Source organism: Pseudoalteromonas ruthenica (assembly GCF_008808095.1).
GTDB lineage: Bacteria > Pseudomonadota > Gammaproteobacteria > Enterobacterales > Alteromonadaceae > Pseudoalteromonas > Pseudoalteromonas ruthenica.
The window spans coordinates 708,552-734,387 of record NZ_CP023396.1 but is presented as its reverse complement, the minus strand read 5'-3'; the positions used below and the strand labels follow the sequence as shown (position 1 = coordinate 734,387).

23 protein-coding genes are annotated in these 25,836 nt (G+C 46.3%); 8 read left to right on the top strand and 15 right to left on the bottom strand.

Annotation, left to right across the window (positions count from 1 at the left end; all coding sequences use genetic code 11):
* Positions 1-172 precede the first annotated feature (172 nt).
* Together tsf and rpsB are read right to left on the bottom strand one after the other, a co-directional pair.
* Positions 173-1,024, bottom strand: coding sequence for a translation elongation factor Ts (gene tsf / locus PRUTH_RS03545; RefSeq protein ID WP_022946754.1), 852 nt, complete (start codon positions 1,022-1,024; stop codon positions 173-175).
* A gap of 111 nt (positions 1,025-1,135) precedes the next feature.
* Positions 1,136-1,864, bottom strand: a complete 729-nt coding sequence (rpsB, locus tag PRUTH_RS03540; protein ID WP_022946753.1) for a 30S ribosomal protein S2 — start codon at positions 1,862-1,864, stop codon at positions 1,136-1,138.
* A gap of 304 nt (positions 1,865-2,168) precedes the next feature.
* Here rpsB and map point away from each other — a divergent pair, with 304 nt between their 5' ends.
* The 4 genes from map to PRUTH_RS03520 all read left to right on the top strand — a co-directional run bounded on the left by map (position 2,169) and on the right by PRUTH_RS03520 (position 7,625).
* Complete coding sequence (gene map / locus PRUTH_RS03535) at positions 2,169-2,957, top strand: type I methionyl aminopeptidase (RefSeq protein WP_022946752.1); 789 nt, start codon at positions 2,169-2,171, stop codon at positions 2,955-2,957.
* An 18-nt stretch (positions 2,958-2,975) separates the two neighbouring features.
* A complete protein-coding gene (glnD, locus tag PRUTH_RS03530) occupies positions 2,976-5,606 on the top strand; it encodes a [protein-PII] uridylyltransferase (protein WP_022946751.1) in 2,631 nt (876 codons plus the stop codon).
* Between the two features lie 22 nt (positions 5,607-5,628).
* Positions 5,629-6,453: a 2,3,4,5-tetrahydropyridine-2,6-dicarboxylate N-succinyltransferase gene (gene dapD, locus PRUTH_RS03525; RefSeq protein WP_026111377.1), complete on the top strand. Its 825-nt coding sequence runs from the start codon at positions 5,629-5,631 to the stop codon at positions 6,451-6,453.
* Positions 6,454-6,575: 122 nt separating this feature from the next.
* Complete coding sequence (locus PRUTH_RS03520) at positions 6,576-7,625, top strand: S66 peptidase family protein (protein ID WP_151172533.1); 1,050 nt, start codon at positions 6,576-6,578, stop codon at positions 7,623-7,625.
* 52 nt (positions 7,626-7,677) lie between these two features.
* Here PRUTH_RS03520 and PRUTH_RS19105 read toward each other — a convergent pair whose 3' ends face one another.
* The 4 genes from PRUTH_RS19105 to PRUTH_RS19420 all read right to left on the bottom strand — a co-directional run bounded on the left by PRUTH_RS19105 (position 7,678) and on the right by PRUTH_RS19420 (position 10,108).
* The gene (locus tag PRUTH_RS19105) at positions 7,678-7,839 is read right to left on the bottom strand and encodes a hypothetical protein (RefSeq protein WP_022946748.1); all 162 of its coding nucleotides are present in this window, start codon (positions 7,837-7,839) and stop codon (positions 7,678-7,680) included.
* 18 nt (positions 7,840-7,857) lie between these two features.
* A complete protein-coding gene (locus PRUTH_RS03515) occupies positions 7,858-8,601 on the bottom strand; it encodes an HvfC family RiPP maturation protein (RefSeq protein ID WP_151172532.1) in 744 nt (247 codons plus the stop codon).
* A gap of 2 nt (positions 8,602-8,603) precedes the next feature.
* Positions 8,604-9,449 (bottom strand): HvfB family MNIO-type RiPP peptide maturase, encoded by an 846-nt coding sequence (locus PRUTH_RS03510; RefSeq protein ID WP_022946746.1) that lies wholly within the window; start codon positions 9,447-9,449, stop codon positions 8,604-8,606.
* Between the two features lie 80 nt (positions 9,450-9,529).
* On the bottom strand, positions 9,530-10,108 hold the full coding sequence (locus tag PRUTH_RS19420; RefSeq protein ID WP_151172531.1) for an HvfA family oxazolone/thioamide-modified RiPP metallophore: 579 nt from the start codon (positions 10,106-10,108) through the stop codon (positions 9,530-9,532).
* 188 nt (positions 10,109-10,296) lie between these two features.
* Between PRUTH_RS19420 and PRUTH_RS03500 the strand changes: the two genes are divergently transcribed.
* Both PRUTH_RS03500 and PRUTH_RS03495 read left to right on the top strand, forming a co-directional pair.
* Positions 10,297-11,253: a tRNA-dihydrouridine synthase gene (locus tag PRUTH_RS03500; RefSeq protein ID WP_022946744.1), complete on the top strand. Its 957-nt coding sequence runs from the start codon at positions 10,297-10,299 to the stop codon at positions 11,251-11,253.
* Positions 11,254-11,356: 103 nt separating this feature from the next.
* Positions 11,357-11,728, top strand: a complete 372-nt coding sequence (locus PRUTH_RS03495; protein ID WP_138509042.1) for a TraR/DksA C4-type zinc finger protein — start codon at positions 11,357-11,359, stop codon at positions 11,726-11,728.
* On the opposite strand, the gene PRUTH_RS03490 is transcribed toward PRUTH_RS03495, so the two are convergent.
* From PRUTH_RS03490 to PRUTH_RS03460, 7 genes are all read right to left on the bottom strand, one after another.
* Positions 11,697-12,677: a DUF885 domain-containing protein gene (locus tag PRUTH_RS03490; protein WP_151172530.1), complete on the bottom strand. Its 981-nt coding sequence runs from the start codon at positions 12,675-12,677 to the stop codon at positions 11,697-11,699. The genes PRUTH_RS03495 and PRUTH_RS03490 overlap by 32 nt on opposite strands.
* Before the next feature lie 80 nt (positions 12,678-12,757).
* Positions 12,758-14,023: a tetratricopeptide repeat protein gene (locus PRUTH_RS03485; RefSeq protein WP_022946741.1), complete on the bottom strand. Its 1,266-nt coding sequence runs from the start codon at positions 14,021-14,023 to the stop codon at positions 12,758-12,760.
* A gap of 12 nt (positions 14,024-14,035) precedes the next feature.
* On the bottom strand, positions 14,036-14,653 hold the full coding sequence (locus tag PRUTH_RS03480) for an energy transducer TonB (RefSeq protein WP_022946740.1): 618 nt from the start codon (positions 14,651-14,653) through the stop codon (positions 14,036-14,038).
* A complete protein-coding gene (locus PRUTH_RS03475; protein WP_022946739.1) occupies positions 14,653-15,054 on the bottom strand; it encodes an ExbD/TolR family protein in 402 nt (133 codons plus the stop codon). Before PRUTH_RS03475 ends, PRUTH_RS03480 begins: the two co-directional genes overlap by 1 nt.
* Positions 15,055-15,068: 14 nt before the next feature.
* The gene (locus PRUTH_RS03470) at positions 15,069-15,593 is read right to left on the bottom strand and encodes a MotA/TolQ/ExbB proton channel family protein (protein WP_045979764.1); all 525 of its coding nucleotides are present in this window, start codon (positions 15,591-15,593) and stop codon (positions 15,069-15,071) included.
* The gene (locus PRUTH_RS03465; RefSeq protein ID WP_022946737.1) at positions 15,593-16,957 is read right to left on the bottom strand and encodes a MotA/TolQ/ExbB proton channel family protein; all 1,365 of its coding nucleotides are present in this window, start codon (positions 16,955-16,957) and stop codon (positions 15,593-15,595) included. The genes PRUTH_RS03470 and PRUTH_RS03465 overlap by 1 nt, the downstream gene beginning before the upstream one ends.
* A gap of 6 nt (positions 16,958-16,963) precedes the next feature.
* Positions 16,964-17,734, bottom strand: a complete 771-nt coding sequence (locus tag PRUTH_RS03460) for a DUF3450 domain-containing protein (protein WP_026111376.1) — start codon at positions 17,732-17,734, stop codon at positions 16,964-16,966.
* 436 nt (positions 17,735-18,170) lie between these two features.
* Here PRUTH_RS03460 and PRUTH_RS03455 point away from each other — a divergent pair, with 436 nt between their 5' ends.
* Complete coding sequence (locus tag PRUTH_RS03455; protein WP_151172529.1) at positions 18,171-19,376, top strand: DUF547 domain-containing protein; 1,206 nt, start codon at positions 18,171-18,173, stop codon at positions 19,374-19,376.
* Between the two features lie 58 nt (positions 19,377-19,434).
* On the top strand, positions 19,435-21,219 hold the full coding sequence (locus PRUTH_RS03450) for a putative 2OG-Fe(II) oxygenase (protein ID WP_151172528.1): 1,785 nt from the start codon (positions 19,435-19,437) through the stop codon (positions 21,217-21,219).
* Between the two features lie 6 nt (positions 21,220-21,225).
* Here PRUTH_RS03450 and PRUTH_RS03445 read toward each other — a convergent pair whose 3' ends face one another.
* Positions 21,226-22,860, bottom strand: a complete 1,635-nt coding sequence (locus tag PRUTH_RS03445) for a tetratricopeptide repeat-containing sulfotransferase family protein (RefSeq protein WP_170268873.1) — start codon at positions 22,858-22,860, stop codon at positions 21,226-21,228.
* A gap of 95 nt (positions 22,861-22,955) precedes the next feature.
* A complete protein-coding gene (locus PRUTH_RS03440) occupies positions 22,956-25,817 on the bottom strand; it encodes a TonB-dependent receptor domain-containing protein (protein ID WP_151172526.1) in 2,862 nt (953 codons plus the stop codon).
* Between the last annotated feature and the right edge of the window lie 19 nt (positions 25,818-25,836).

Genomic DNA, 25,836 nt, shown 5'->3' with positions numbered 1-25,836 from the left:
GCGCCTATGTGAGTACATAAGAGCGCGGTTATTCTAATTAATTTTGCTGTCTGACGCAAAAGCAAATCATCGCTTCAACCCCGTAAATAGAGGGATAAACCCGCTACCCGCGAAGCCTTGAACAAGTTGCTTATAATGCCAACACAACATGGTTAAATTCCAACCTAAGCGATTACTCGCCTTTTGCAGCAGCTACTTGAGCCGCAACTTCTGCAGCGAAGTCTTCTTCTTTCTTCTCGATACCTTCACCCACTTCTAGGCGCTTGAAGGTTGCAACAGAACCGCCACGCTCTTTAAGCATTTCACCAACAGTTTGCTTTGGTTCCATGATGAAAGCTTGACCAGTTAGTGAGATCTCACCGGTGAATTTCTTCATACGGCCAGTAACCATTTTTTCAGCGATTTCAGCAGGCTTGCCTTCGTTCATCGCGATCTCAACTTGTACTGCTTTTTCTTTTTCAACTACGTCTGCTGGTACATCTTCAGGGTTAACGTAGTCAGGCTTAGAAGCAGCAACGTGCATAGCAACGTGCTTAAGCGTTTCTGCGTCTGCGTCACCGGCAACAACAACACCGATGCGCTCACCGTGACGGTAAGAAGCCAGGTTTGCACCTTCGATGTACTCAACACGACGGATGTTCATGTTTTCACCGATTTTAGCAACTAGCGCTACGCGGTCTTCTTCGAACTTAGCTTGAAGCTCTTCAATGCTTAGCTTTTCAGCAATTGCAGCGTCCGCTACTGTGTTAGCGAAACCTAGGAAGCTGTCGTCTTTAGCAACGAAGTCTGTTTGACAGTTAACTTCAACAAGCGCAGCAACACCATCAGCTTCTTTGATGATGATAGTACCTTCGGCAGCGATGTTACCTGCTTTTTTAGCAGCTTTCGCTTGACCGTTTTTACGCATGTTTTCGATTGCTGCATCGATGTCACCGTTGGTTTCAGTCAATGCTTTTTTACAATCCATCATGCCAGCGCCAGTGCGCTCGCGTAATTCTTTTACTAGGGCAGCAGTTACAGCCATGGGAATTTCCTCAAATCAATGTGTTAGAGCAAGTGACCAAGGTCACTTTGAAATAAGAATATCAAGTCTTCATCGCACTAGGATGAAGACTTGATGACAAGCGAGTTGCAATTACTCAGCTGCAACGAAATCGTCTTTTTCAGCTTGCACTGCGATGTTGCTTTCACGACCTTCAACAACTGCATCAGCAACTGCATTAGTGTAAAGCTGGATCGCACGGATTGCATCGTCGTTACCAGGAACAACGTAGTCAACACCGTCTGGGTTAGAGTTAGTATCAACGATAGATACTACTGGGATGCCCAGGTTGTTTGCTTCTTTAATCGCGATGTGTTCGTGGTCTGCATCAATAATGAAAAGCGCATCAGGAAGACCGCCCATATTTTTGATACCGCCAAGGCCTTTTTCAAGCTTAGCCATTTCACGAGTAAGCATTAACGCTTCTTTCTTAGTTAGCTTCTCAAACGTGCCGTCTTGGCTTTGAGTCTCAAGATCTTTAAGACGCTTGATTGACTGGCGAACAGTTTTCCAGTTAGTCAACATACCACCTAACCAACGGTGATTTACGTAGAACTGGTCACATTTAACTGCCGCTTCTTTTACTGCTTCGCTTGCAGCGCGCTTAGTACCAACGAAAAGGATTTTGCCTTTGTTAGACGCTACGTTTGACAGGTAAGTCAACGCGTCGTTAAACATAGGTACAGTTTGCTCAAGGTTGATGATATGAACTTTGTTGCGAGCACCGAAGATGAACGGCTTCATCTTTGGATTCCAGTAACGAGCTTGGTGACCGAAGTGTACACCCGCCTTAAGCATATCGCGCATTGAAACGTTTGCCATGGTATTTTTTCCTCTAATGTTTAGGGTTAGGCCTCCACATATCCCATAGCACCAACACCTTGGAAGTTATTCCGCGATGCACCCAAGTGTATGTGTCGATATGTGTGTGTGTTAATATTAAATGGTTATGTGTCTTCGTTACAGATAAAACACTTCACTGTTATAGGTGAACACCAACAACAAGCAAGTGATTTTAATTTGTAAAAAGACGGCGCGCTTTATACCATATTGGCCGTGAAGACTCAATCTTTTGTGCACTATTTGTGCGCACTTAACTTATTTAAAGAACACAATTGGAGCATCAATGACTGCAGTGATCAAAACCCCGGAAGAAATCGAAAAAATGCGCGTAGCCGGCCGTTTGGCCGCAGACGTATTGGAAATGATAGGCCCACATGTCAAGCCTGGGGTGACCACTGATGAGCTCAACACCCTATGCCATAACTACATTGTTGACGAGCAAGGGGCTATTCCGGCGCCGTTAAATTATCATGGTTTCCCAAAATCAATTTGTACTTCGGTTAACCATGTTATTTGTCATGGCATCCCCAATGACAAACCATTAAAAGAAGGCGATATCATTAATATCGATGTCACCGTGATTAAAGATGGTTACCACGGCGATACCTCAAAAATGTTTCATGTAGGCCAGCCAACTATTCAAGGTAAGCGCCTGTGTGAGATTACCCAACAGAGCTTGTATCTGGCCATAAAAATGGTGAAGCCTGGCGTGCGTTTAGGCGATATCGGTGCCGCCATTCAAAAATACGCAGAAGGCTTTAGCTACTCGATTGTGCGCGAATACTGTGGCCACGGTATAGGTAAAGAGTTCCACGAAGAGCCGCAAGTCATGCACTATGGTCGCCCAGGCACTGGAGAGACTCTCAAAGCCGGTATGTGTTTAACCATTGAGCCCATGGTCAATGCTGGCAAGCGCCAATGTAAGCTGCTCAAAGACGAGTGGACGGTGATCACTAAAGACCGTAGCCTATCAGCACAATGGGAACACACTTTGTTGGTGACCGACAATGGCGTAGAAGTATTAACCCTACGCAGCGATGAAGAGCTTCCTCGCGTGATTGAACACAGCTAATTAAAAAGGGGCAAACCTGTGGCCTTACCGAATAAATTAAAAGACCTGCTTGAGCAGGCTGACGAGTTGGAAGAATATAAGGCCTGTAGCCAATACTTTTATAAGTGGCTGGGCAACCAATTTGATAAACAACCGGTAGGGTCACTCATCCGTGCGCGTGCGGAGTATATCGACCGCTTATTGATCAAGCTGTTTCACTGCTGCAACCTTGCCCATGAGCCTGAACTGGCTTTGGTTGCCGTAGGCGGCTACGGCCGAGGAGAACTACATCCCTACTCCGATATCGACTTTCTGTTGCTGGTTAGCGAAGAGCCCAACGCCGAGTTGCGTGAAAAAATAGGCCAGTTTGTGACCCTGCTGTGGGATCTGAACTTGGAAATTGGCCACAGTGTGCGCACCATAGAGCAAGTGATTGAGCAAAAGCGTGAAGATGTCAGTTTTTCCACAAGCTTACTGGAAAGCCGCCTTATTTTTGGCAACCACATCGAGTTTGAAAAGCTCAAACAGCATATTTTACAAACCCCGGTGTGGCGCTCTGACGAGTTTTTTATTGCAAAGCGTCAAGAGCAAGACCTGCGACACCGAAAGTGCCATGGCACCGCCTACAATCTCGAGCCAAACATCAAAGAGAACCCGGGCGGTCTGCGTGATTTACAAACCATCATTTGGGTGGCGAAAAAACACTTTCATGCCGAAACCTTAGAAGAGCTCATCAACCATGGTTACCTCACCCACGAGGAGTACCAAGAGCTGCTCGAGTGCTTAGAAAACTTGTGGAATATTCGTTTTGCTCTGCATTTGGCCGCCGAGCGCAGCGAGAACCGTTTGTTGTTCGACTACCAGCCCCATGCCGCAGAAATACTTGGCTTTGGTAGCGATGGTAAGGCCTCGGTCGAGCGTATGATGAAGCGCTTATTTCGGATTATGAGTCGGGTCCGTGAACTCAACCAAATGCTACTGTCGTATTTTGAGCAATCCATTTTACCGGACCATCGGGATTTACCAGTGGTTGAATTGGACCGCAGCTTTGAGCGCATTGGTCATCAAATTCGCGTTAAAAACCCTTCCGTGTTTTTCCGCCGCGATCAGCTGTTAGTGCTGTTCGAGCACATCGCCAGTAACCCGCAAATCACTCATATTTACCCCAGCACCATTCGCACTATGCGCCAAGTCCGTCGGCGTCTACTTGGTGACTTGCAAGATTATGCCGCCTGTCGCGATGCATTTTTACGCCTAATAAAACACCCCAACGGCATGGGCCGCGCGTTCACCTTAATGCACAAACACGGCATCATTGCTGCGTATCTACCCCAGTGGCGTAATATTTTTGGACAAATGCAGTTCGACTTATTTCACGCTTACACCGTCGATGAACATACTCATAAGCTGATTAACAACATCTATCAGTACAGTGATAAATCCAAGGTCAGCGACTTTCCCCTGTGCAGTGAGATTGTCACCCGCATGGATAAGCCGGAACTGTTATATCTTGCGGCTATTTTTCACGATATAGCCAAAGGTCGCGGCGGCGATCACTCCGAACTCGGAGCAGTCGATGCGCTTGCATTCGCCAAGCTGCACCGCCTACCTACATCAGACGGTAAATTGATTGCTTGGTTGGTGGAAAACCACTTATTAATGTCGGTCACGGCGCAGCGCAAGGATATTAACGACCCAGATGTGATCAATGAGTTCGCTTCTAAAGTAAAAAATGAGCGCCAGCTGGACTACCTTTATTGCCTAACTGTGGCCGATATTCGTGCCACCAACGATAACCTGTGGAATGATTGGAAAAACACCCTGCTGCGCGAGCTGTATTTGCATACTCAGCGGGCATTGCGCTTAGGGCTAGAAAACCCCATGGATATGCGCGACCAAATTCGTGATAAGAAGCAACAAGCTAAGCAGCGGTTAATCAATCTAGGGTATGATGAGAGTCACATCGACTTGCTTTGGAGCCGCTTTAAAGCCAATTATTTCACCGCCTTTAGTGAACAGCAAATCTCTTGGCACTGTGAACACTTACTCAATGCACAGGACTTATCCGCACCAAGTGTCACCGTTTCCGATTGTGCAATGCATGGCGGCACGCAGGTTTTTGCCTATAGCCCTTATACCGGCGGCTTATTCGCACGTTTAGTTAGCGTCATTGGCTCTAAAAAAGCACAGATTCAGCACGCTCAAGTAATGACCACCAAAGATGGCTATGTCATTTTCAGTTTTGTTGTTCTTGAGGTGAATGGCGAGCCGTTGAGTAAAAGTCGCGGCAACGGCATGCGCCGTGCCCTTGAGCAAATAATGCAGGATCCGAAGAAGAAGATCCGGATCAAGAAAAATCGCTCGCAGCGTTTTAAAGACTTTAATATTAAACCAAAAATTGTATTGCGGCCGCACGCACGCAAAGACCGTAGTTTAATTGAAATACAAGCGGTGGATATTCCTGGCCTGTTAACAAAAATAGCGCAAGTTTTTCAGCGCCATCGCTTACACATACACGCCGCCCGCATTACCACTGTGGGTGAGCGCGCAGAGGACTTTTTTGTCGTCTCAAATAATGATTACCAAGCTCTGACGGATGAAGAACAAGTTAAAATCCATCAGGCACTTCGGAAAAAACTAAATGCCGATAATGAAGCGACCACCGCTTAATCGGCTCACTAATGAGGACACCATGGCAGATTTAAAAACCCTTATTGAAAACGCGTGGGAAAACCGTGACGCGATTAGCCCAAGTACGGTTGATGCTGATGTAAAAAACGCGATAGATACGGTATTGGAGCGTTTGGATAAAGGTGATGCTCGGGTGGCTGAAAAGCTCTCGGGTGAGTGGGTGGTGCACCAATGGCTTAAAAAAGCGGTGCTGTTGTCTTTTCGGATCCGTGACAACCAGCCTATTAGCGATGGCGTTAATCAGTTCTACGATAAGGTGCCACTTAAATTTAGCGACTACAGCAGCGAGCAATTTCAACGTGAAGGCATGCGTGTAGTGCCCAACGCCGTTGCACGCAAAGGCAGCTATATTGGTAAGAACGTCGTTCTGATGCCTTCTTACACTAATATTGGTGCTTATGTCGATGACGGTACCATGGTCGATACATGGGCCACAGTGGGCTCATGCGCGCAAATTGGTAAAAACGTACACCTTTCGGGGGGCGTCGGTATCGGCGGCGTGCTGGAACCACTGCAGGCTAACCCGACTATCATTGAAGATGACTGCTTTATCGGTGCGCGTTCTGAAATTGTTGAGGGCGTTATTGTCGAGCAAGGCGCGGTCATTTCTATGGGTGTGTACATCTCGCAAAGCACGCGTATCTTTGACCGTGAAACCGGGCAAATTCATTATGGTCGCGTTCCAGCCGGAGCCGTTGTAGTGCCTGGGTCCATTCCTAGCAAAGATGGCAGCCATAGCCTGTATGCCGCCGTTATTGTCAAGAAGGTGGACCAACAGACACGCGAGAAAGTTGGCGTCAACGCCTTACTTCGTGGTGTAGAGTAACTGTAAAGCGGCCTTCAGATCACTTTGAGGGCTGCCTTAAAACTATTTTATTCCTGCCAACTTTTTTATTTGAAATAATTGCTTCATTACGTTACCTATAGGGTAAACGATGAGGCAATACCATGAATAAACGTCACTTCCTGAAAAGCTGTACTGTGCTCGGTGCCGGTGCGCTGCTCGCTCCTGCGGTCCAAGCGATTGGTGTGCCACAGCAAAGCACCTTAGCGACACTGAAACCTAAAGCCTTGCCTACTGATGCAACCATAGGTATAGCTAGCCCCTCAGCAGCCACAGCTGAACATAAAGACATCATATTAGCGCAGCAGTTAATCAAAGCACTGGGTTATCGCGTCAAGCTCAGTCCCCATATCATGGCGCGGCGTGGGCATTTAGCGGGTCTAGATCAACAGCGCGCTGACGACCTTAACGGCTTTTTTGCCGACCCCAATGTTGATGCCATCGTATGCTTGCGCGGCGGCTCTGGCGCTGCACGCATTTTGCCACTGCTCGACTACCAAATTATCAAGGCTAACCCTAAGCCCTTACTGGGCTACTCTGATATCACTGCACTGCATAACGCCCTGCTTGCTAAAACTGGGTTGATCAGCTTCCACGGTCCCAACGCCACAAGCCAGTGGAATCCCTTTAATGTACACCAATTTAAACAGTTATTTGTTCATCGCGAGCGAGTGCTCTACCAAAATTTAGACAAAGCTGATGATGAGCTTGTTAATCGTCACTACCTCACCCAAACCATTACCTCAGGACAATCGCAAGGACACCTTATCGGCGGTAATTTATCCGTACTGTCGGCGCTTGCGGGCAGTGACTATTTACCCAATTTTGAGGGCGCGATTTTATTTTTAGAGGATATTGATGAAGCGCCTTATCGCATTGACCGAATGATGAGTACACTCAAGCTCATGGGCGCATTGGATAAGATTAACGGCTTCGTGTTTGGTGATTGCAACCAATGCCAGCCTGGCAGTGGGTATGGGTCGTTAACGCTGGAACAAATCTGGGCTGATTACATTGCACCGCTGAACATTCCAGCTTATCACGGAGCCATGATCGGCCATATTGATCGCCAATTTATTTTACCTGTAGGTGCCCAAGTTAAGCTTGACGCGGACCAAGGCAGTATCCGTGTTTTAGAAGAGGTGTTTAGTTAAACTAAAAAGCCCCGAATAACACGGGGCTTCAATTTCTATGTATGTACTGTGATTAGGCGGCCAAAGATGTGGCCCAACCTAGAATGGCATTTAAGCAACCAATGCCAGCAAATACAGCGATAAACGCGACGAAATATTTAAAGTTGAAAGGGTCTTTGAAATCACCTTTTTGCGCCATCTTCATTACCTCTTTAAGCACGATAAAACGGCGCATATAATAATCGAATCGAGGTTAACAATCCAGCGTTTGCAGTACTTGACGCTGCGCCAGTTGCTCTGCAATTTGTAGGGCTCCCTGATAAAGCTGCTGATAATTAAATTGCGGCGCCTGGCGCTGTAACGCTTCACATACTTGCGTTAAGGTCATACCTGGTTGCTGTGAAAGGGTATCAAGCAATAACGCGGTCATCATGTTTAAGGCGAGAAACTGCACCTCATCTTGTTGGTCGCGATAAACACAAATATAGCTGGGCTGTTCATCCGCTTGCTGCGGCTGATTATCCACCGAGATGGTTTGTACAGGGAAGTGATAACACACTACTTGCGCGGTTTCACTCATATACAAAGGTTGCTCTTGCACATTAAAAAGCGGCTTTAACTGGCCACTGTCTTGTGCACTAGACACTGCCAACTCCACCCACTCGTAATGGGCTAACTCTTGTAAAAAAGGCGGATCGCTGTGTTGTAACTCATACTGCTGTGCCAAAAACAGTACAAATTCTTTAGAAATATCCAAAAAATAGGGGGATGTGGCGTGATGGCTAGCAAAAAATCGACGTACTAACTGCTGCCACCGCTGATCATCGTACAAGCTTCGCAGCACAGGAAAGCCACTTTCTAAAAAGCCGTTGACGTTATTGAAAAACAACTCACGATAAATTTTCATTCGCCGGTCTTCAACATCTGCGGGGCGCGGATTAGCTTCGGGGTCGCGAATATGGGCGCTAAATTGCTTCTGTAGTTGTTGAAACTGCATGATCAGGCTCTTTGCTGTTGGGCTAAAAAAGGCTGTTGGATATCAGCGATGGTATCGATTTCTTTAAGTAGTTGGCTAAGCGGTGGAATATTAAAATCCCGCTCTAATAACGTTGGCTGTACACCGTGCAACTCATAAGCTCGCCTGAGCAGCTGCCAGACGGGGTCGATCACATCAGCGCCATGGGTGTCGACAATTAAATCTTCAGCCTCGTTGTAGTGCCCAGCCACATGCATGTAGGCGATCCGCTCGCTGGGGAGACCGGCCAAGAACTGCTCGGCATCATAGCCATGATTTACTGAGTTCACATAAATATTATTAACATCAAGCAGCAACTGGCAATCGGCTTCTGCCAATATACGCTGAGTAAATTCAAGTTCTGTAAGCTGCTGCCCTGGCGCACCATAGTAAGACACATTTTCAATGACTAAAGGACGCTCTAATACATCTTGCACCTGGCGGATCCGCGCAGCGACATAGCTTATCGACTCCTCTGTGAAAGGAATGGGCATCAAATCATACATATGACCATCGGCGGAGCAATAACTGAGGTGCTCGCTGTAAAGGCGAATATCGTGCACATCAAAAAACTGCTTCAGATCTTTTAAAAACGCCACATCCAAAGGATCGGGCGAGCCCAATGATAAAGATAAACCATGGCAAATGAACGGATGACGTTCTGTGAGCGCACGAAACTGCTTGCCAAGCTTACCACCTAGACGCAACCAGTTCTCAGGGGCGACCTCCATAAAGCCAATTTGCTTAGGAATATGATTAAGCATATCGCTCAGCATTTCACGACGTAGACCCAGGCCCACATTAGCTAATGGCGCTGACTGCTGCAACATATTGCACTCCTTAAAGTGTACAAGCCGCTCTACGGCGGCTTGTTAGGTACTACGGGTAATTAACGATAGTTCAAGGCTGATTAGCTGTGACCACCGCATTTGCCTTCACCACACTTACCTTCTTTACCTTTGGCTTCACCGCCACATTTACCTTCGCCGCACTTGCCCTCTTTGCCTTTGGCTTCACCGCCGCATTTACCTTCGCCGCACTTGCCTTCTTTGCCTTTGGCATGACCGTGACCGCCACATTTGCCTTCACCGCACTTGCCTTCTTTGCTTTTGGCTTCACCGCCGCATTTACCTTCGCCGCACTTGCCTTCTTTACCTTTGGCATGACCGTGACCGCCACATTTGCCTTCACCGCACTTGCCTTCTTTGCCTTTGGCTTCACCGCCGCATTTACCTTCGCCGCACTTGCCTTCTTGGCCTTTGGCTTCACCGCCGCATTTACCTTCGCCGCACTTGCCTTCTTTGCCTTTGGCTTCGCCGCCGCACTTACCTTCACCACATTTACCCTCTGCTGCGTCAAGCTGGTATCCTGCAACCATCTCTTGCATTTCAAATGGGTTGGCCTGTGCATCAGTTGCAGTCACAGCCGCACCCGATGCAACAACAGCACCTAAGGTTAAGGCGATGGAGTTCTTTTTTAAATTATTCATGCTTTAGCTCTCTCTCGGTTGGTAGCATTCAACAGATCAGACCCGAATGCATCCTGGATCCTTTCAAATTATTTTTAAATTTTTATGTGGTATATCGATTACCAGAATAACTATGGCGCGATATAGGTATTTTATCAATAGCGACGAACGGGTTAGAATACGCGCCCAGCTAGCAGTGAAGGTCATATATGAAACTAATTTTAGCCCCCATGGAAGGCGTTGTTGATTTTAAAATGCGCCAACTACTTACCGATATTGGCGGCTTTGACCTCTGTGTGACCGAGTTTGTGCGGGTAGTCAATCAGCGATTACCGCGCCGTGTTTTCTTACGCTATTGCCCTGAGCTACTCAACGGCGGTTATACGCGTGCAGGAACGCCCGTGAGGATTCAACTACTTGGACAGCATCCACAGTGCCTGGCAGAAAATGCGATTAAGGCTATAGAGCTCGGCTCTCATGGCATTGACCTTAACTTTGGCTGCCCAGCAAAAACGGTCAATAAAAGTAAAGGCGGCGCCGTACTACTCAAAGAGCCCGAACAGCTTTATCAAATCGTTAAAACAGTACGTGAAGCAGTAGCACAGGAACACAAGGTAACCGCTAAGGTACGCTTGGGCTTTGACGATACCTCACGTAGTAGTGAAATTTTTGATGCTGTTGTGCAAGCAGGCGCAGACAGTATTGCTATCCATGCCCGCACTAAACGCGACGGCTATCGCCCTCCCGCTTATTGGCACTTGCTGGCACCGCTGGTGCAGCGTAACGCTGATATTGAAATTGTTGCAAACGGAGAGATTTGGAGCCTCGACGATGCTCATAGTGCGAGAAATCAAAGCTTATGCCAACACCTGATGCTCGGTCGCGGCGCGCTTGCAATGCCAGACTTAGCGGCTTGGATCAAAGCCGCAGACCAAAACAAAATACATGAGAAAATGACTTGGCACGATGTGCTTTACCATATTATTCACTCATCTATGCACGATGACGACACCAAAGCGAAGCGTTATTTTGCCAACAGAACTAAACAGTGGTTAGGGTATCTACGACGAACTTACCATCAAGCAGATCAGCTATTTGATGATATTCGTCGACTACATGATAAGGACGAAGTGCTCGCACAATTACAGCACCACGCTCAACGATGATAAAAAATATCTGCTAAATTCGCCAAGGTTGATCCTTGTCATGTTCCCAAGTTTGAATATTGGCCACAATAAAAGTCAATTCAAGGCAAACACGGGGCGATTTATGAGTATCCTCACCCATGACTTCGAGCAACAGGTTTCTCAGGCGCTTGCGGATGCGCGCAGACAACTCTTGGCAAAGCTACAACAAGCTTCACAAGTCCATGAAAGAAGACTGCATGCTAAGCTTACCAACGAGCCGGAAAGCGACTGGGTGGCATTACTGAGCGAACATTTAGGCCCAGAATACAAAGACCTCATTATCCGGCTAGAGCGCTTAGAAGCGACTCAGTGCCAGTTTGATTTAGGATTATTTGGCTTTTGCTCTGACTGTGAAGAGCCCATAGAGCCACACCGTCTAGAAAAAGATGTGACGACGCAGCGCTGCGCGCGCTGCGACAGTATCAGTCGCGCGCAATTAAATGGCCATAAATAAAGCTCATTGCTGGATAAGCGACCACCTCATACACCATTTGCTTTGCTCGTCGCTCGCTGATCCCCTGTTTGGCTAGCGACGTTAGCGCCATTTGCTCAGTCCAAAGTTGGCTGTGAATACCTATATCAAGCTCCATATACAAAAGCGCTAACCGCGTTTGTTCCACACTCAAACTCTGTTGCTGAGCCCACTGGCGCTTATTCACATAGCCTTGTCGCCAATCTAGCCCTACATCGCGCTGGTCATTGTCTGGTTGGCGCAAAGGCGCGATGCCATATTCAGAGAGTGTGGCCAGCTTGCTTTGAATTTGCATAAGCCATTTAATCGGCGCCTGCACCTGGTCAGTGTAGTAATTTAGTTTTGCTTGATACCACTGAGTGCCATTTGGCAGCTGACTTAGCCCCAGCTGGTTGCGAGGGCGATAGTTAGCTAAATACTGTTGTAGTTGGGTCGCTGCACTTTTGAGTTTACTGTTATCAGCGAGCTCGATTAATCGCTCTACTTCACCTTGCATCATTGCTAATTCATAGCGATTAACAAAAATTTGGCTTTGTTCACCTTGTTGCAAGCGGCTTTTCACTAACTCAAGCCACTGCGCTGCTTGTTCTTGCGTTTGACTATCGCGCAATGCCTGCTCAGAGCGGAAAATAGCGCTGCTTAGCGGCCAGGGTTGATAGCGACGTACATACCTTTGCTCGGTAATTAAATAGTCCAAGGTTGCGCGCTGTGCCTTGCTGAGCGCCGCTCTATCAAACTGCTGATATAGGTCATGGCGCTGCTTGAGATACGCATCAGAATAAGGCCAAGGCGTTAAGGGGCTGGTTAAATCGCCTGTAAGTTTGGCGTTCAATTGTACTAAGGCCTGCTGCGAAGTAGTTACTGAAATAGATTGAGGCTCAGAGCACCCTGTTGTTAATAAAGCAAGCAAGATTAAGCTGTGTATGCGCACCGCGTATGGCTCCTTAAATAAGCATTGCGTGGAAATAAAAAAGGCCCCAATGAGGGGCCTTTTATTATTGCATAAGGAGCTTAAAGACTCACACCATTACGTTGTGCTTTATCTTTAATGAAGGTTTTCCAACTACGCGCGAATTTACGCGTGCTTGGATCTTCTGCTGCTTTAGTAATCGCAGCGTAGGCTTGCTTATACTTTTCTTGCTGTAGGTAAGCTTCTGCTAAGTCAGAGTAAATAGTCCCTTTCTTATCAGAGCCTTCATCAAGAGCACGCTTCAATAAAACCACTGCTTTATCGAATTGTTCCTCTTGTAAGCGCAAGGCACCGGCTTTACGGAATAGCTCTGCATCGTTATCAAACTCTGCAGCTTCCTCGTAATACTTCGCTGCTGTCTTAATGTTTTTAGCATTATGAAAGTAGCTAGCCATTGCCGTGACATTTTGCTTAATGCGCTTAACCTTACCATCAGTGATGGCCTTCTCCATGTGGAAACCGGCTTTGTAAGGAACGCCTACAAATGAGTAGAGCTGTGCTAACACTTTATAGTCAGTTTCTGATTCAAAGAAACCACTGTCGTAAGCAATATCCATCGTAGTGAGACCTTTTTCATAGTCTTCTACTTGCATATAGAACTTACCAAGGTTAACCCAGGCTTTGCCGTCTGTTGGCCAGGTTTTCACCATACGCTCAAGAATTTTAACTGCTTTATCAAATTCTTTTGCTTCATAGTGAGCTGCCATCAATAACTGAAACGGTGCTTTCTTTGGCTCTTTTTTAGCATTGAGCTCAATAGCACGCTCAGCAGGCTCTACCACATCTTTAAACTGACCAAGCTCATAACTCGCTTGAGCGATACGCGTGTATACAGTGGGATCTTCTTCACCAGTGAAGTCCATCCAGTCGATATACGCTTGCTTTGCTTCTTTGTACTTCTTGATGTTAGCCAACAAGTCACCAAGCAGCTTCATCGCCTGCTCTTGGTCGTTAAAGTTAAGCTCATCTGGCTTGATTGCGTCTTGTGTATACTTAATAGCCAACTGATAGTTGTCTACTTGGGCATACAGCTGACCTAGGTAGCGATCAATAGTCGCACGGTCAAACTCATCAGACGGGTCGAGTTCTTTAAGAACTGCGATTGCGCCGTTGAAGTCTTCTGCATCAACAAACTCAAACGCTTTCATGACCTTCTTACCAGTGCGCTCACTCATGACCTTGGTCTTAGCATTTTTGCGCTTTTCTATCTCTTCGTAGTTAGGCGCAGCGAATACCGAAGTACTCACTACACTACCAGACAACGAGATAAGCAGAGCGAGTGCAGTCACTTTAGATAGATTTTTCATACTACACTCTCCTTACTGGTCTTGGTTAAGTTTGAAGTCAAGCTGAACAGTGATGCCAGGCTGTTTAACCGGCTTGCCATCAACTACTTTTGGCTTGTACTTCCACTTACGCAAGGCACGCTTAGCTTCACGGTCGAAGATACGACGAGGTTCTGCATCGATTACCTCTACATCTTCTACACCGCCCACTTCGTTAATGGTGAATGAAAGCTGTACCCAGCCTTCTTTACCATCACGCGCGGCTTGCACCGGGTATTTAGGTTCAATTCGAACAAGAGGTGTTGCATCACCATCTCGACCAAATGCACCTGGGCCACTTAAACCACCCGCTGAGCTACCTACATTAACACTTGGCATATTGAAACCGAGTGAACCTGGATTAGGGTTACTATTCTCAGGCTGTGGCGGCTGCGGTTTAGGCGGCTGCTTAGGCGGTGGTGGAGGCGGCGGCGGTACACGCTTACGCTCCTGCACCTTGGATTCAGGTGGATTCGTCATAATTTCGACAACGATCTTCTCTTTCTCGTTGGCTGCCCTGTTATCTCCACCGGAGATTAGGTAAGCCATGAAAAAGAATAAGCCGAAAGTAACTGCCCCACCTGCAATCAGTGAAAACAGAAAACGAATCATTACTTATCTCCAGCGATTGATATCTTATCGATACCTGCAGCTTTAATCTGGTCCATGACCTTTACAACCACACCGTGCTTCGCATCTTTATCCGCTTGGATAATTACGATTTCGGTAGGCTGCTCAGCCAATAGACGTTCAATGTTTGCAGCAACACGCTCGACATCGACCTGACGCTTATCCATCCAAATTTCACCGTTAGAGCGAACAGCGATGAAGATATTTGCATTCTTCTTCTTAGTCGCTTGCGCTGCTTCCGGTTTATTTACATCAATACCCGCTTCTTTAACGAACGAAGTAGTTACGATAAAGAAGATAAGCATGATGAATACGATGTCCAGCATCGGCGTCATATCGACGGCTGCTTCTTCTTCTTCACGAAAACGTTGTTTACGTGCCATATTCAAATCTCTCTCTAGTGATGAGGCAAGCTATCGACGAGCTTTTCTTTAGCCATTTTTGCACGTGCTTCAAGACGTGTACTAAAGAATACACCCGATAGTGCCGCAACCATTCCAGCCATTGTTGGGATTGTTGCCATTGAAATACCTGATGCCATTAGTCGAGGGTTACCTGTGCCCTGAGTTGCCATGGTTTCGAAAACCGCGATCATCCCAGTTACAGTACCTAATAGACCAATAAGTGGACATACAGCTACCAATGTCTTAATCAACAACATGCGCTCATCTAATTTTTCAGACGCTTCAGAAATCCATGCATCGCGGATTCTGTGTGCGTACCAAGACGTAGTGTCCTGGCGGGCGTCCCACTTCGCTACAATCCCCTTTTTCATTTTCGGGAACTCAGAGAGTAGGAACCAATAGCGCTCAATCATTAAAACCCACATGAGGAAGAGTGCTATCGCGACCACGTATAATACCTGGCCGCCTGTGCCAACAAAATCCCTGATAGATTCCCAAATCTCCATCAGGACTAGCATTAGGCTTTCTCCTTCTCCGCGTGAGCAGCGATAATACCGGCGCTTTGCTCATCAAGAACGTGGATGATTGATTTACTGCGACCAGCAACAATAGCGTGAACTAGGATTAGCGGTAGTGCCGCAATTAGACCTAGAGCTGTAGTTACTAGAGCCATTGAGATTGAACCAGCCATGATCTTCGGATCACCTGTACCGAACAAGGTAATTTGTTGGAAGGTGTTGATCATACCAACAACGGTACCAAGTAGACCTAGTAGCGGCGCGATAGCAGCTAAGATCTTGATGATGTTGATACCCGCTTCGATACGTGGCGTTTCACGTAGAATCGCTTCGTCTAGTTTAAGCTCAAGGTTTTCAACGTCTTGGTTTTTGTTGTCGTGGTAAACTTTAAGAATACGGCCCAGCGGGTTACCTTCTGAAGGTGAGCTGGTGTTCTTAAGCTGACTCTTGATTTTACCTGAAACGATAGTTAGGTCGATTAGGCGCACAACAGCGATAAGTAGACCAATCACTAGTAGTACAGCGATGATGTAACCTACTTCTTCACCTTGGTGGAAGCGCTCTTCAGGTGTAGCTTTTTGCGTGTTCAGACGCAGGATTGAGCCACGAGTTGGGTCAATGTAAAAGCCTGTGTACTGGTCTGCTGAAGTACCGATTAGGTCTTTCGCTGAATCAAGTACGAAACCGTCTGGCTGACGACCTAGCGGTTGAATCGCTTGGTTTTCAGCAGAATAAACTAAATAACCGTCATCAGTAATAAGGTTAAAGTTACCGATACGAGTTACTTGCTTGGTTGATGTTGAACCGTCTAGTTCTGAAACTTCAGCTTCGAAAGAAGAAACTTTCGCAGACTCAGTCATTTCAGTTTGTAGGGCAATCCAAAGCTCTTCTAGTTCACGTGTAGTTGGTAGCTCTTTCGCTGCCGCTAGTGAACGAAGAATTTCAGCACGGCCAGGCTTTTCAGCACTAACTAGTGACGCTTCGATTGAACCAATGGTTTCTTGCGCTGCACGACGTACAACACCGAACATCTCACCTAGTGTACCTTTTGCGTTTTCAAGCGCTTGCTCTTTTTCCGCTAGGGTTACTTCGTTTTGAGCATACTCTTTTTGTAGACGCTCGCCACGTGCTTTTTCTGCTGCAAGTTCACGTTTTGCTTGGTTAAGCAACGCTTGCTTGTCAGCGCGTGCAGACAAGAACTCTTGTTCACGCTGTTTGTTTAGTTTGCCTTCAGAGATACGCTCTTTTTTAACTTGATCAAGGATCTGGTCAAGTACTTCTGTGTTTGCATGAGCGTTAAGCGCAGCACCGGCAGAAACTGATAGTACTGCTGCAACAGCAAAACCTTTAAATAGTTTCTTCATTCTCTATTACTCCGCGCCGAAGATTGGAAGTTTAACAAGATCCGGTGCAGCCTGTTTACGGGCCATACGGATTGTCTCTTTAACAGGCTTTAGGAATTCTTCACCCAAAGCTTCCCACTGCTTAGTGCTGTTGTTCCACACCCAAGCATTCTTCTGGTCGAATGATTGCGCAACATAGGCAATACGACCTAGACGTGCGAAGTCTACAGAGATGTCACGACCATCGATATTTAGGCTACCTTGGTCAGCAACCATTGTCGTGCTGTAGTCTTTCTCAACCATGTATGCTTCAAGTACCTGACGGAACTTCTCTGAAGTCGTTACAGAAGCACTGCTCATGATTTCACGTAGTTTTTCAACGCGAGCTAGGCGATCTTCGGTATTAAACGGAACGTCCGCTTTGATGAATTGCTCAAGCGTATCGATCATGCGATACATCAAAGGCACAACGTTTTGTTTAGTTTTGTCGATACCTGCAATCTGACGCTCTAGTGATTCAATTTGTGAATTTTGATCATCAACTAGACGCTGAACGTGGTCGTTATAGACCTTCATGATTTCAGTTTCATCAACAGTCGCGCGGTAATCAGCGATTAGCTCTTGCGTTTGACCATAGATGTTATCGATTTTAGTTTGAGACTTTTTAGCAGCCGTTTGGATAGTTGCACCCGCTTTGTGGATGTCATTCAACGGATCTGCCATCACATTGTTGCTTGCAAGTGCAGCTGCGCCAACCAACGCAGAAGCTACAAGACTCTTTCTGATTTTAACAGACATAGTTCCCAACCAATTAAGTAATGTTACTTTTTGAATTTTAATTAGCTTGCCTTGTGACAAACCAACCTAGGTATCTTTCTACTGATACCAACTTGCCAATAATGCTAAAAGGTTCCAGTGCTGTCAACTTGATGTTTATCGCAATTTTCCTTGATTTCGTCTTACTTTTTTGGTTTAAACATATTTTTAACAAATCAATTCTACTTATAAGCCGCTATACTGGGCATTGACATAATTTGGAAATGAAAAGTTAAATTTCTTTTTTTTACAGTAAGTGAGGTATTAGCGGTAAGTTGCTTACTAAGTCAGTCTATATCGGCCATTTGTACCTTTTATAAGTAGTCTCACACCTACTTGGTAGGTTAAGGTTAGTTACTCTGTGTTGCTCGCAATCAACATAAGGCAACTATATAACAAGAAACAACAAGGACCTTTTATGTTTAGATTCACCACTGTGCTCACCACCGTGCTTATATTTGTATGCAGTGCTCCAAGCTTGGCACAGCAAGATCAGGAGCAAACATTGGCGCAGGCCTTCGGTGGTTTCAAATGGAATTCCCAATTTGAAGTCGCATACGATGATATTGACCAACTGTTAGCGATGACCGTTGTTAACACGGGAATGTCGGATCGCTCGCGCTTGAAAAGCGAGCAAACTATCGGCACGCGTATGACATCGGGTCGTAATAAAGCAACAGCGCTCGAAGCTAATCGCTTTTATTTCGAAGGAGTCAAAAAGTCTGATCTAAAGCTCGCACTCACTAAAATAAGAGAAAGCCTGGAAAACTTACCGCAAGAAATGCCCCTAAGTGAGCTTAATAAGAAAGAGCAGCTCGCCTATTGGCTCAATCTTTATAACATGACTCTGTTAGAGCAGCTGGTTAAGCGTTATCCGCTACACTCATTAGATGATGAAATTGAAGATGAAGGGCTCCTTGACGCTAAACTCATTACCGTTGCGGGCCACCCACTTTCACTCAATGACATCCAGCAACGTATTGTGTATCCCAATTTCTCAGAAAAGCCGAATGTCATCTATGGCTTCTATCAAGGTTACATTGGCAGCCCCAGCCTTCATCCCGCAGCGTTTAAAGGAGCCACTGTATATAAGCAACTAGAAAAACGCGCAGAAGAGTTCATTAATTCAAATCGCGGCGCTCAAGTTGATGATGAAATACTTGAAGTGTCGCAGTATTACCGACAAGCCACATTTTATTTCCCTCAGCTTCAAGATGACTTGAAACGCCATATTGCTATTTATGCTAAAGGCCAATTCGAATATGACCTACGTAACGTTGAAAAAGTTGAGATTGAAATTGAAGATTACACACTCGCCGACTTAACCGGTTCGGGCCGCCAGATTGGCGGCGGCGTCGCAAGCAATCAAGCTGGTATGCTTGATGCTGTTGTCAATGGTTCTGGTGGACAAGCTGCGGGTATGGCGGGCGCGGATGGTGGTTTAGGTGCGCAAAACGTAGGCGTGGTGTCACAAACTATGCAAACGCGCACAGCAGACTTTGGTCGCTTTACTCCTGAGCAGGCAGAAATTCTGCGTAAGATAAGAGAAAAGCAGGAAATAGCAGCCGGCTCTGTGGAAATCAAAGACATCGATAAAGAGAAAAAGGAAAAGTCGGAAAACTAACATTCAAATGCAGCATTGAAATGTTACTATAAAGTAAAGCTAACTTTTCAATGCTGTAATGAAACATTATCAAATCGCGTTCGCACTTTATCAAAAAGGTCAGTTTTCTCATTCACTAAATGCCTTAGAGAAGGCCGCTGAACTTAGCTCACAGGATTTATTGCTCAAAGCAGCTAATTTGATTTGCTTGAATCAATGTGCTGATGCTGAACGCGTCCTCCAAGAACTTTTGCGTATTGAACCTGCAAATTTAGGGGCCCAATTTGAGCTCGCTAAGTTGCAATTTAAACGACAAAGCTTTTGTGAATGTATTGCCACATTGGCTAATTCAAAACGCAATGAAGCCGCGAATTTACTCTATATCGACGCGCTAATACGAACCTTACGGCTACGCGAAGCCAAATCCTTACTACTACAGAGTAAACGCTCTGCGGAGCAGGCGATACATTGGCACTTGCTGGATGTGGACTATGAGCTTGCCTCTGGGCATTACCTGGAGGCCAGTGAGTTGCTTCATCAGCTACTAAACCAACACCACAATAACTTTCATTTGCAATATAAATTAGCTTGCCTATACCGTGATGTAGGTGAAACTGAAAAAGCCAAAGCGCTGTTTATCGACTTACAAAAACAGCAGCCAAAATTGCCCGAGTTGAGCTATGTGGTTGGATGTTGCGCTTACGAACTCGGTGATTATCGTAGCGCGCAGCAAGCATTACTTCACACCCTTAGCTTGGCTCCGAATTATATTCCCGCACACGAAAGTTTAAATAAGCTTTACTGGCACACCGAGCAAGCACAACACTATATGAGCAGTTATAAACAGACACTGCATCATTATGACTGGCACCCAGATTTAGTGTTGTCCGCCATCGAACAACTAATACGCATAGGCCATATAGATGAAGCTCAGCAGCTATGTGCCCAAGGCCTCGTAAAATTCAATGGCGACCCTCGGTTTGTGCATGCACAAGCTCTAATTTTAGATAAACAGGGTAATGCTGAGCAGGCCTACTCCTTGTTCCGAGAAGCGGCCAATTTATGCCCCAGCGTCACACGTTACCAAATTGACTTGGCGAACTGCGAACTTGAGCTGAGTCATTATCACGCTGCCGAAACACTCATAAAACAAGCGCTAGATTACGCCCCAGACAATCAAGAGCTATGGGCTTATTTAAGCACAGTATGGCGCTTGAAGGGCGATGAGCGATGGCAGTGGCTGTGCGACTACGAGCACACGGTTAAGGTTAAGTCTTTACCTACGCCTGCTCGCTTTTCTCAATTGTCGGACTTCTTATCTGAACTCTCAGCGCTGTTAACAGCCAAGCACCGTAAAGTGACCAAGCAACCATTAGATCAAAGCGTTGAATTAGGCACACAAACTTCAGGTAACTTGCTGTTTTCTAATCATGTGCTCATAAAAGAATACAAATGGGCATTGAACCTAGCCATTACCGAATATTTAGCATCTCTACCAACCGATCGTTCACACCCCCTTTATAGACGCAACTATGGCCAGTTTAAAGTCAATGGCAGTTGGTCGGTACAGCTTGGAAAAGGCGGTTATCATCGCAACCATATCCATCCCTCTGGATGGATTTCAGCCCCTGCTTATATTCAAGTACCGCAGTCAATGCATAAGGATGATCCCACACGAAGTGGGTGGCTGCGCCTTGGAGAAACCTGTTTGGATTTAGGTGAGCGAGAGCAGATAGATAAACTCATTTGCCCTCAGCCGGGGCAAATTATTATTTTCCCAAGCTATCTGTGGCATGGCACCTACCCTATCACCAGCGAACAACCGCGTATCACCTTGCCCACGGACATTATGCCAACCGCTTGAACCGGCTCACAGCAGTTCACTGAAATAAGGGAACGCGCGCTGCGCTAAAATCGCCTCTTTATAGTGCTTAAAACGGCCGACGGATGAGCTATACAAAGGCTTTCTAACTTGCCATACGCTTGCAGTTCTGACATGTGAGCGCTGATTATGAAAGCGCTCTGCCTCACCGTCATACTGGATACCTAGCTGCGAAAACAATGTCGTGAGCACTTGCTCCGGCTGCGCTACTAGTTGTTCATACTCGACAGTCATAATGTCATTGCCGTACTGCTGATGCCAGTGCGCTTTGAGGCGCTGTTGATGTTCATACATATGGCGAATGTTATCAAGGTCAGTTGCATAGTTAAGGCTCGGCCCCAAGCGCTGAAAATAAGCCGAAAGCGCGTTATCTCTTATATCACGTTGCGTCCATATCACTTTTAAGCCGGGGTAGAGCTGCTTTAATATGTCTATATAGAGGTAATTTTCGGGCCGCTTATCAGTAACCCAATCGTGCCCTTTCGCCACACTCACTAACAAGTCATCATACGCATGAGCGAAACCCGGCGTCCCTGCTTTATTTAGCAATTGGATTGGTTTGTTGGTGAGCTCAAAAAGCTGGCGATGTACAAACTTCAACTCACCACCAGCCTGAATATAGCTGCTAGCACCTAATATTTGTTCTAATAAGGTCGAACCCGAGCGGAACATACCACAAATGATGATTGGCTGGACTGATGGCGAGTCTTGCGCGGCTAGCTGAGATACATGTTCGGCGCGGGCGAAAATACTTTGTTCAATGCGCTCTAGTGAAGCAACATTGAATGGTGCAAGAGATTGCTTATTGAGAGAGTTAGCTTGAGAGTAATGCCTCCACGCCTGTTTATATAGCTTCGCATCATCGAGCGCTTTGCCACAACTATAATGTAAATCACACCTTAGTTGCGCGGGCATTTTAGTCATCACATCTTGGCATCGAGTCACATAATTGTGCGCCGACTCAGTATTGAACTGCTCAAGGTCAGCAAGGCGCGACAGTGCCAATGGGTGCTGCGCGTCAATGGTCAGTACCTGCTCAAACAATTGCTTTGCAGCGCATTTGTCTCCGGCAAACTCTTTAATCGCAGCGAGGTTAAAGAGAGCATCAACATAATCTGGTTTTAGCTCCAGAGCTTTACCTAGCCACTGTTGCGCGGTTTCTGGGTCGAGTAACAGCTCAGAGTACACCAATGCCAAATTGAGGTGCACCTCATGAGGGTCTTCAATGCCGAGCTCTAAGGCTCGCTCAAAGTGCGTTATCGCTATTTCTGGGCGCGTTGCTTTGCGGGCATAATACCCGCAATTGAAATGTGCTGTGTCGTCGGTGTCATGACACTGCAAATAACGCTCATATCCAGCGCAAATAAAAGTAAAGTCTTCTAAATGCTCACCGATATCAGTAATAACTTGACGATACTCGCGACTACTCGGGTTTAATTGCTGTAAACACACTACATAGTTTTTGGCTTCCTCCCAGCGCTGCTCTGCTAAGGCTAAGCGCAGTAATTGGCGAAGCGCAGGCTCTTTTGTATCGGTTTTCTTAGCTAACTCTTGGAGCAGAGTAATGGCTTGCTCTTTATTGTCTTCTTTTAATAGCGCTGCGGCATGTTGCAAGCTAGTCAAGCGGCCTCCAAAAACCATAAGATAGGATTATTAATATTAAAATTTAGCAACAAAAAAAGCGAGCCGAGGCTCGCTTTTTCAGGGATTAAACAAGTTTAGAACTTGAATGTTACGTTTGCGTGGAAATAACGACCTAATGTGTCGTAGAAACCAGCAATCGCGTTACCGTTGGTAGAAAGCGAACCGCCTACCAATGGTGGTTCTTTATCCATGATGTTGTTAACACCCACTAATACGTTGGTGTAATCATTGATAGTGAAGCTACCTTTAAGGTCTAAGTAACTTTGTGAGCTGATGCCATCTTGAACAAGCGTATCATCGCCGGTGTAGTCACTGACTTCACCGTAGTAACGCCATTTCAATGTGGCACGCCAGAAGCTACCAGTGTCATAGTTCATAGTGAACACATGACGCCACTCAGGCTGCGCGAAACAACCATTGTTAAGCGTGCCCACACAGTCATAAGACTCAGTAATACCCGGAAGGTTATCGAACTCTTTGGTCATGAAATATGAGCCAATTAAGTTAGTTGAAAGCGTACCACCTGCAACCTCAAAGTCATAGTTTGCAGAAAGGTCGATACCTTCCCAATGCAATTGACCCAAGTTGATATCTGTCGCTACTACTTGACCGTCACCAATCCACAGGCTACCGCTTCCTGGTGTACGTTGAACGTCATCACATAATACTGGGTCTCCAGTGATACCACACTGACGAACAATGATTTCAGGATCGATATTGCCGATCGCGTCTTCAAGTTCAATATCCCAGTAGTCGAGTGAGAAGTTAAGCCCTTCAATTGGCTCAGCCACTAGACCTAAGGTAATGGTATCAGCGATTTCAGGTTTCAAGTCAGGGTTACCACCGAAGAAACCATTATACTGATCAGCAGGGCTCTTACCTACGCTACCATATTGAGAAGCAGATACGCCTGTGTTCGCACACTGTGCTGCAGTGAGCTCAGGGTTTGCACCGGCACATGGATCTACACCTGGCCATAAGCCAGAGCTTTGCTGTGCGAATAGCTCGCCGTTGTTTGCAGCACGTACCGCACGGTTATAGCTTGCACGGATTTTCCAATCAGACGTTACATCCCAGTTAATGGCTGCTTTATAAGTAGGCTCTGAACCTGAGGTGCTGTAATCTGACCAACGATAGGCTAAATCAAGGGTGAAGTTTTCGAAGCCTGTTTTACCCTCTACAATCGGTAGGCTTACCTCTGTGTAGAATTCAGTTACATCGTAACTACCTTCCAAGCTCTTAGTTGTACCACCTTGACCTAAAAGAAGGCCTTGCGCGTATACTTCATCCGCTGTACGTTCAAAGTTTTCTTCACGATACTCTGCACCAAATACCGCTGCGATTGGGTAATCAGAGCTCGGTAGCGTGTAATCGAATTCACCTGAGACGAAACCACCTAGGATGATTTGCTCTGTAACACCGTTCAAGATAGCCGTACCCGTAAGCGCTCCTGCCGCTTCTGAAGTTACACCCTCGTAGGTGAATACTTCGTACGGAATACAACCATCGCTGTCGGCACAGCTTTCACCATTCGCTGAAAGCGCTGTGGTAATACGTGGACCAAAGAAGTCGTTAATATATGCTGACGACGACGACGTTGAGCCGTATTGAGCAGTCACATCATACGTCCAAAGGTCGCTCAGCTCACCACGCGTACCTAATACCATACGGAATGAGTTGTGCTCAAGCTTATCTGAACGAGGACCGCCTTCAACGTTACGCTTACCAATGTAGGTTGCAAACTGATCACCAGAGCCGATACCGAAACGTTCTGCTAGCGCTTCACGTTGTGCATCAGAGATAAGTGGGCTATCGAAATCCATTACATAACTGGTATCGAAGAAGGTGCCTGATTCCGCGATTTGCGCTGTAGTGCGGTCACGCATGAACATAGTTTCAACATAAGGGTTGAAGTGTTCATTAATTTCATAGTTAGCAAATAAACCAAATGTATGACGCTCATCTGGACGCATAAAGTGGTTAATTGGTGCATAGTTATACACATTGCCTACTGAATCGGTGAAGCCACTGTCTGGAGTAAGTGTCCAGTACTCATACATATCTTCGCCGAAGTCTACACCACCGGTTTCGGTTGGAAGTGATACGTAGAAGTTAGGAATAACCGCGTTACCAGAACCACCACATGCAGTACCTGCAGCGTTCAATGCACATGATGAGTAGTCACGCGCACCTTGACGTAACTCGTTTTGCTTGGTGTAGGTTACGTAACCAACTGCATGACCTTTACCACCATCAAAGGTGCCGCCAAGTGTTGCACTGAAGTCAAACGCCGCGCCATCAAAACCGTCGCTACCGCTTGGATATTCGAAGTCACGCTCATCCATCAAGCCTTGGATGTACTCATTGTCATTATCGTGTTGGTACGCAGAGCCACCAATATCAACTTGGAAGCCTTCGAAGTCATCATTCATTACGAAGTTAACAACACCCGCTACCGCATCGGCACCATAAGTTGTTGAACCACCACCGGTCATTACTTCAACGCGTTTAATTAGCGCAGCTGGAATTTGGTTAATATCAGCCGATTGCGTGTAAATACCACCAGCCTGTGCACGACGACCGTTGATAAGTACTAGCGTACGCTGAGCACCCATACCGCGAAGGTCAAGTGTTGCCGTACCGGTTGCACCATTTGATTGGAATGCAGTTTGTGACGCCTCGATTTGCGGTAGGTTATTCATGATATCTTCGACGCGGGTAAAGCCCGACATAGCGATATCTTCTGCAGAGGTTACTTGTACTGGAGTAGCTGTTTCAAGATCAGTACGCTTGATACGCGAACCGGTTACTTCGATACGCTCAACATCATCAGCACCCTCTTCAGCAGCGATGGCATTTGCCGAAATGCCTGCTGTTGAAGCAGCACCAAAAGCAAGTGCTAAACGCACTGATTTTGCGATTTTGCTATTTAACATTAGATTCTCCCTGGATCAC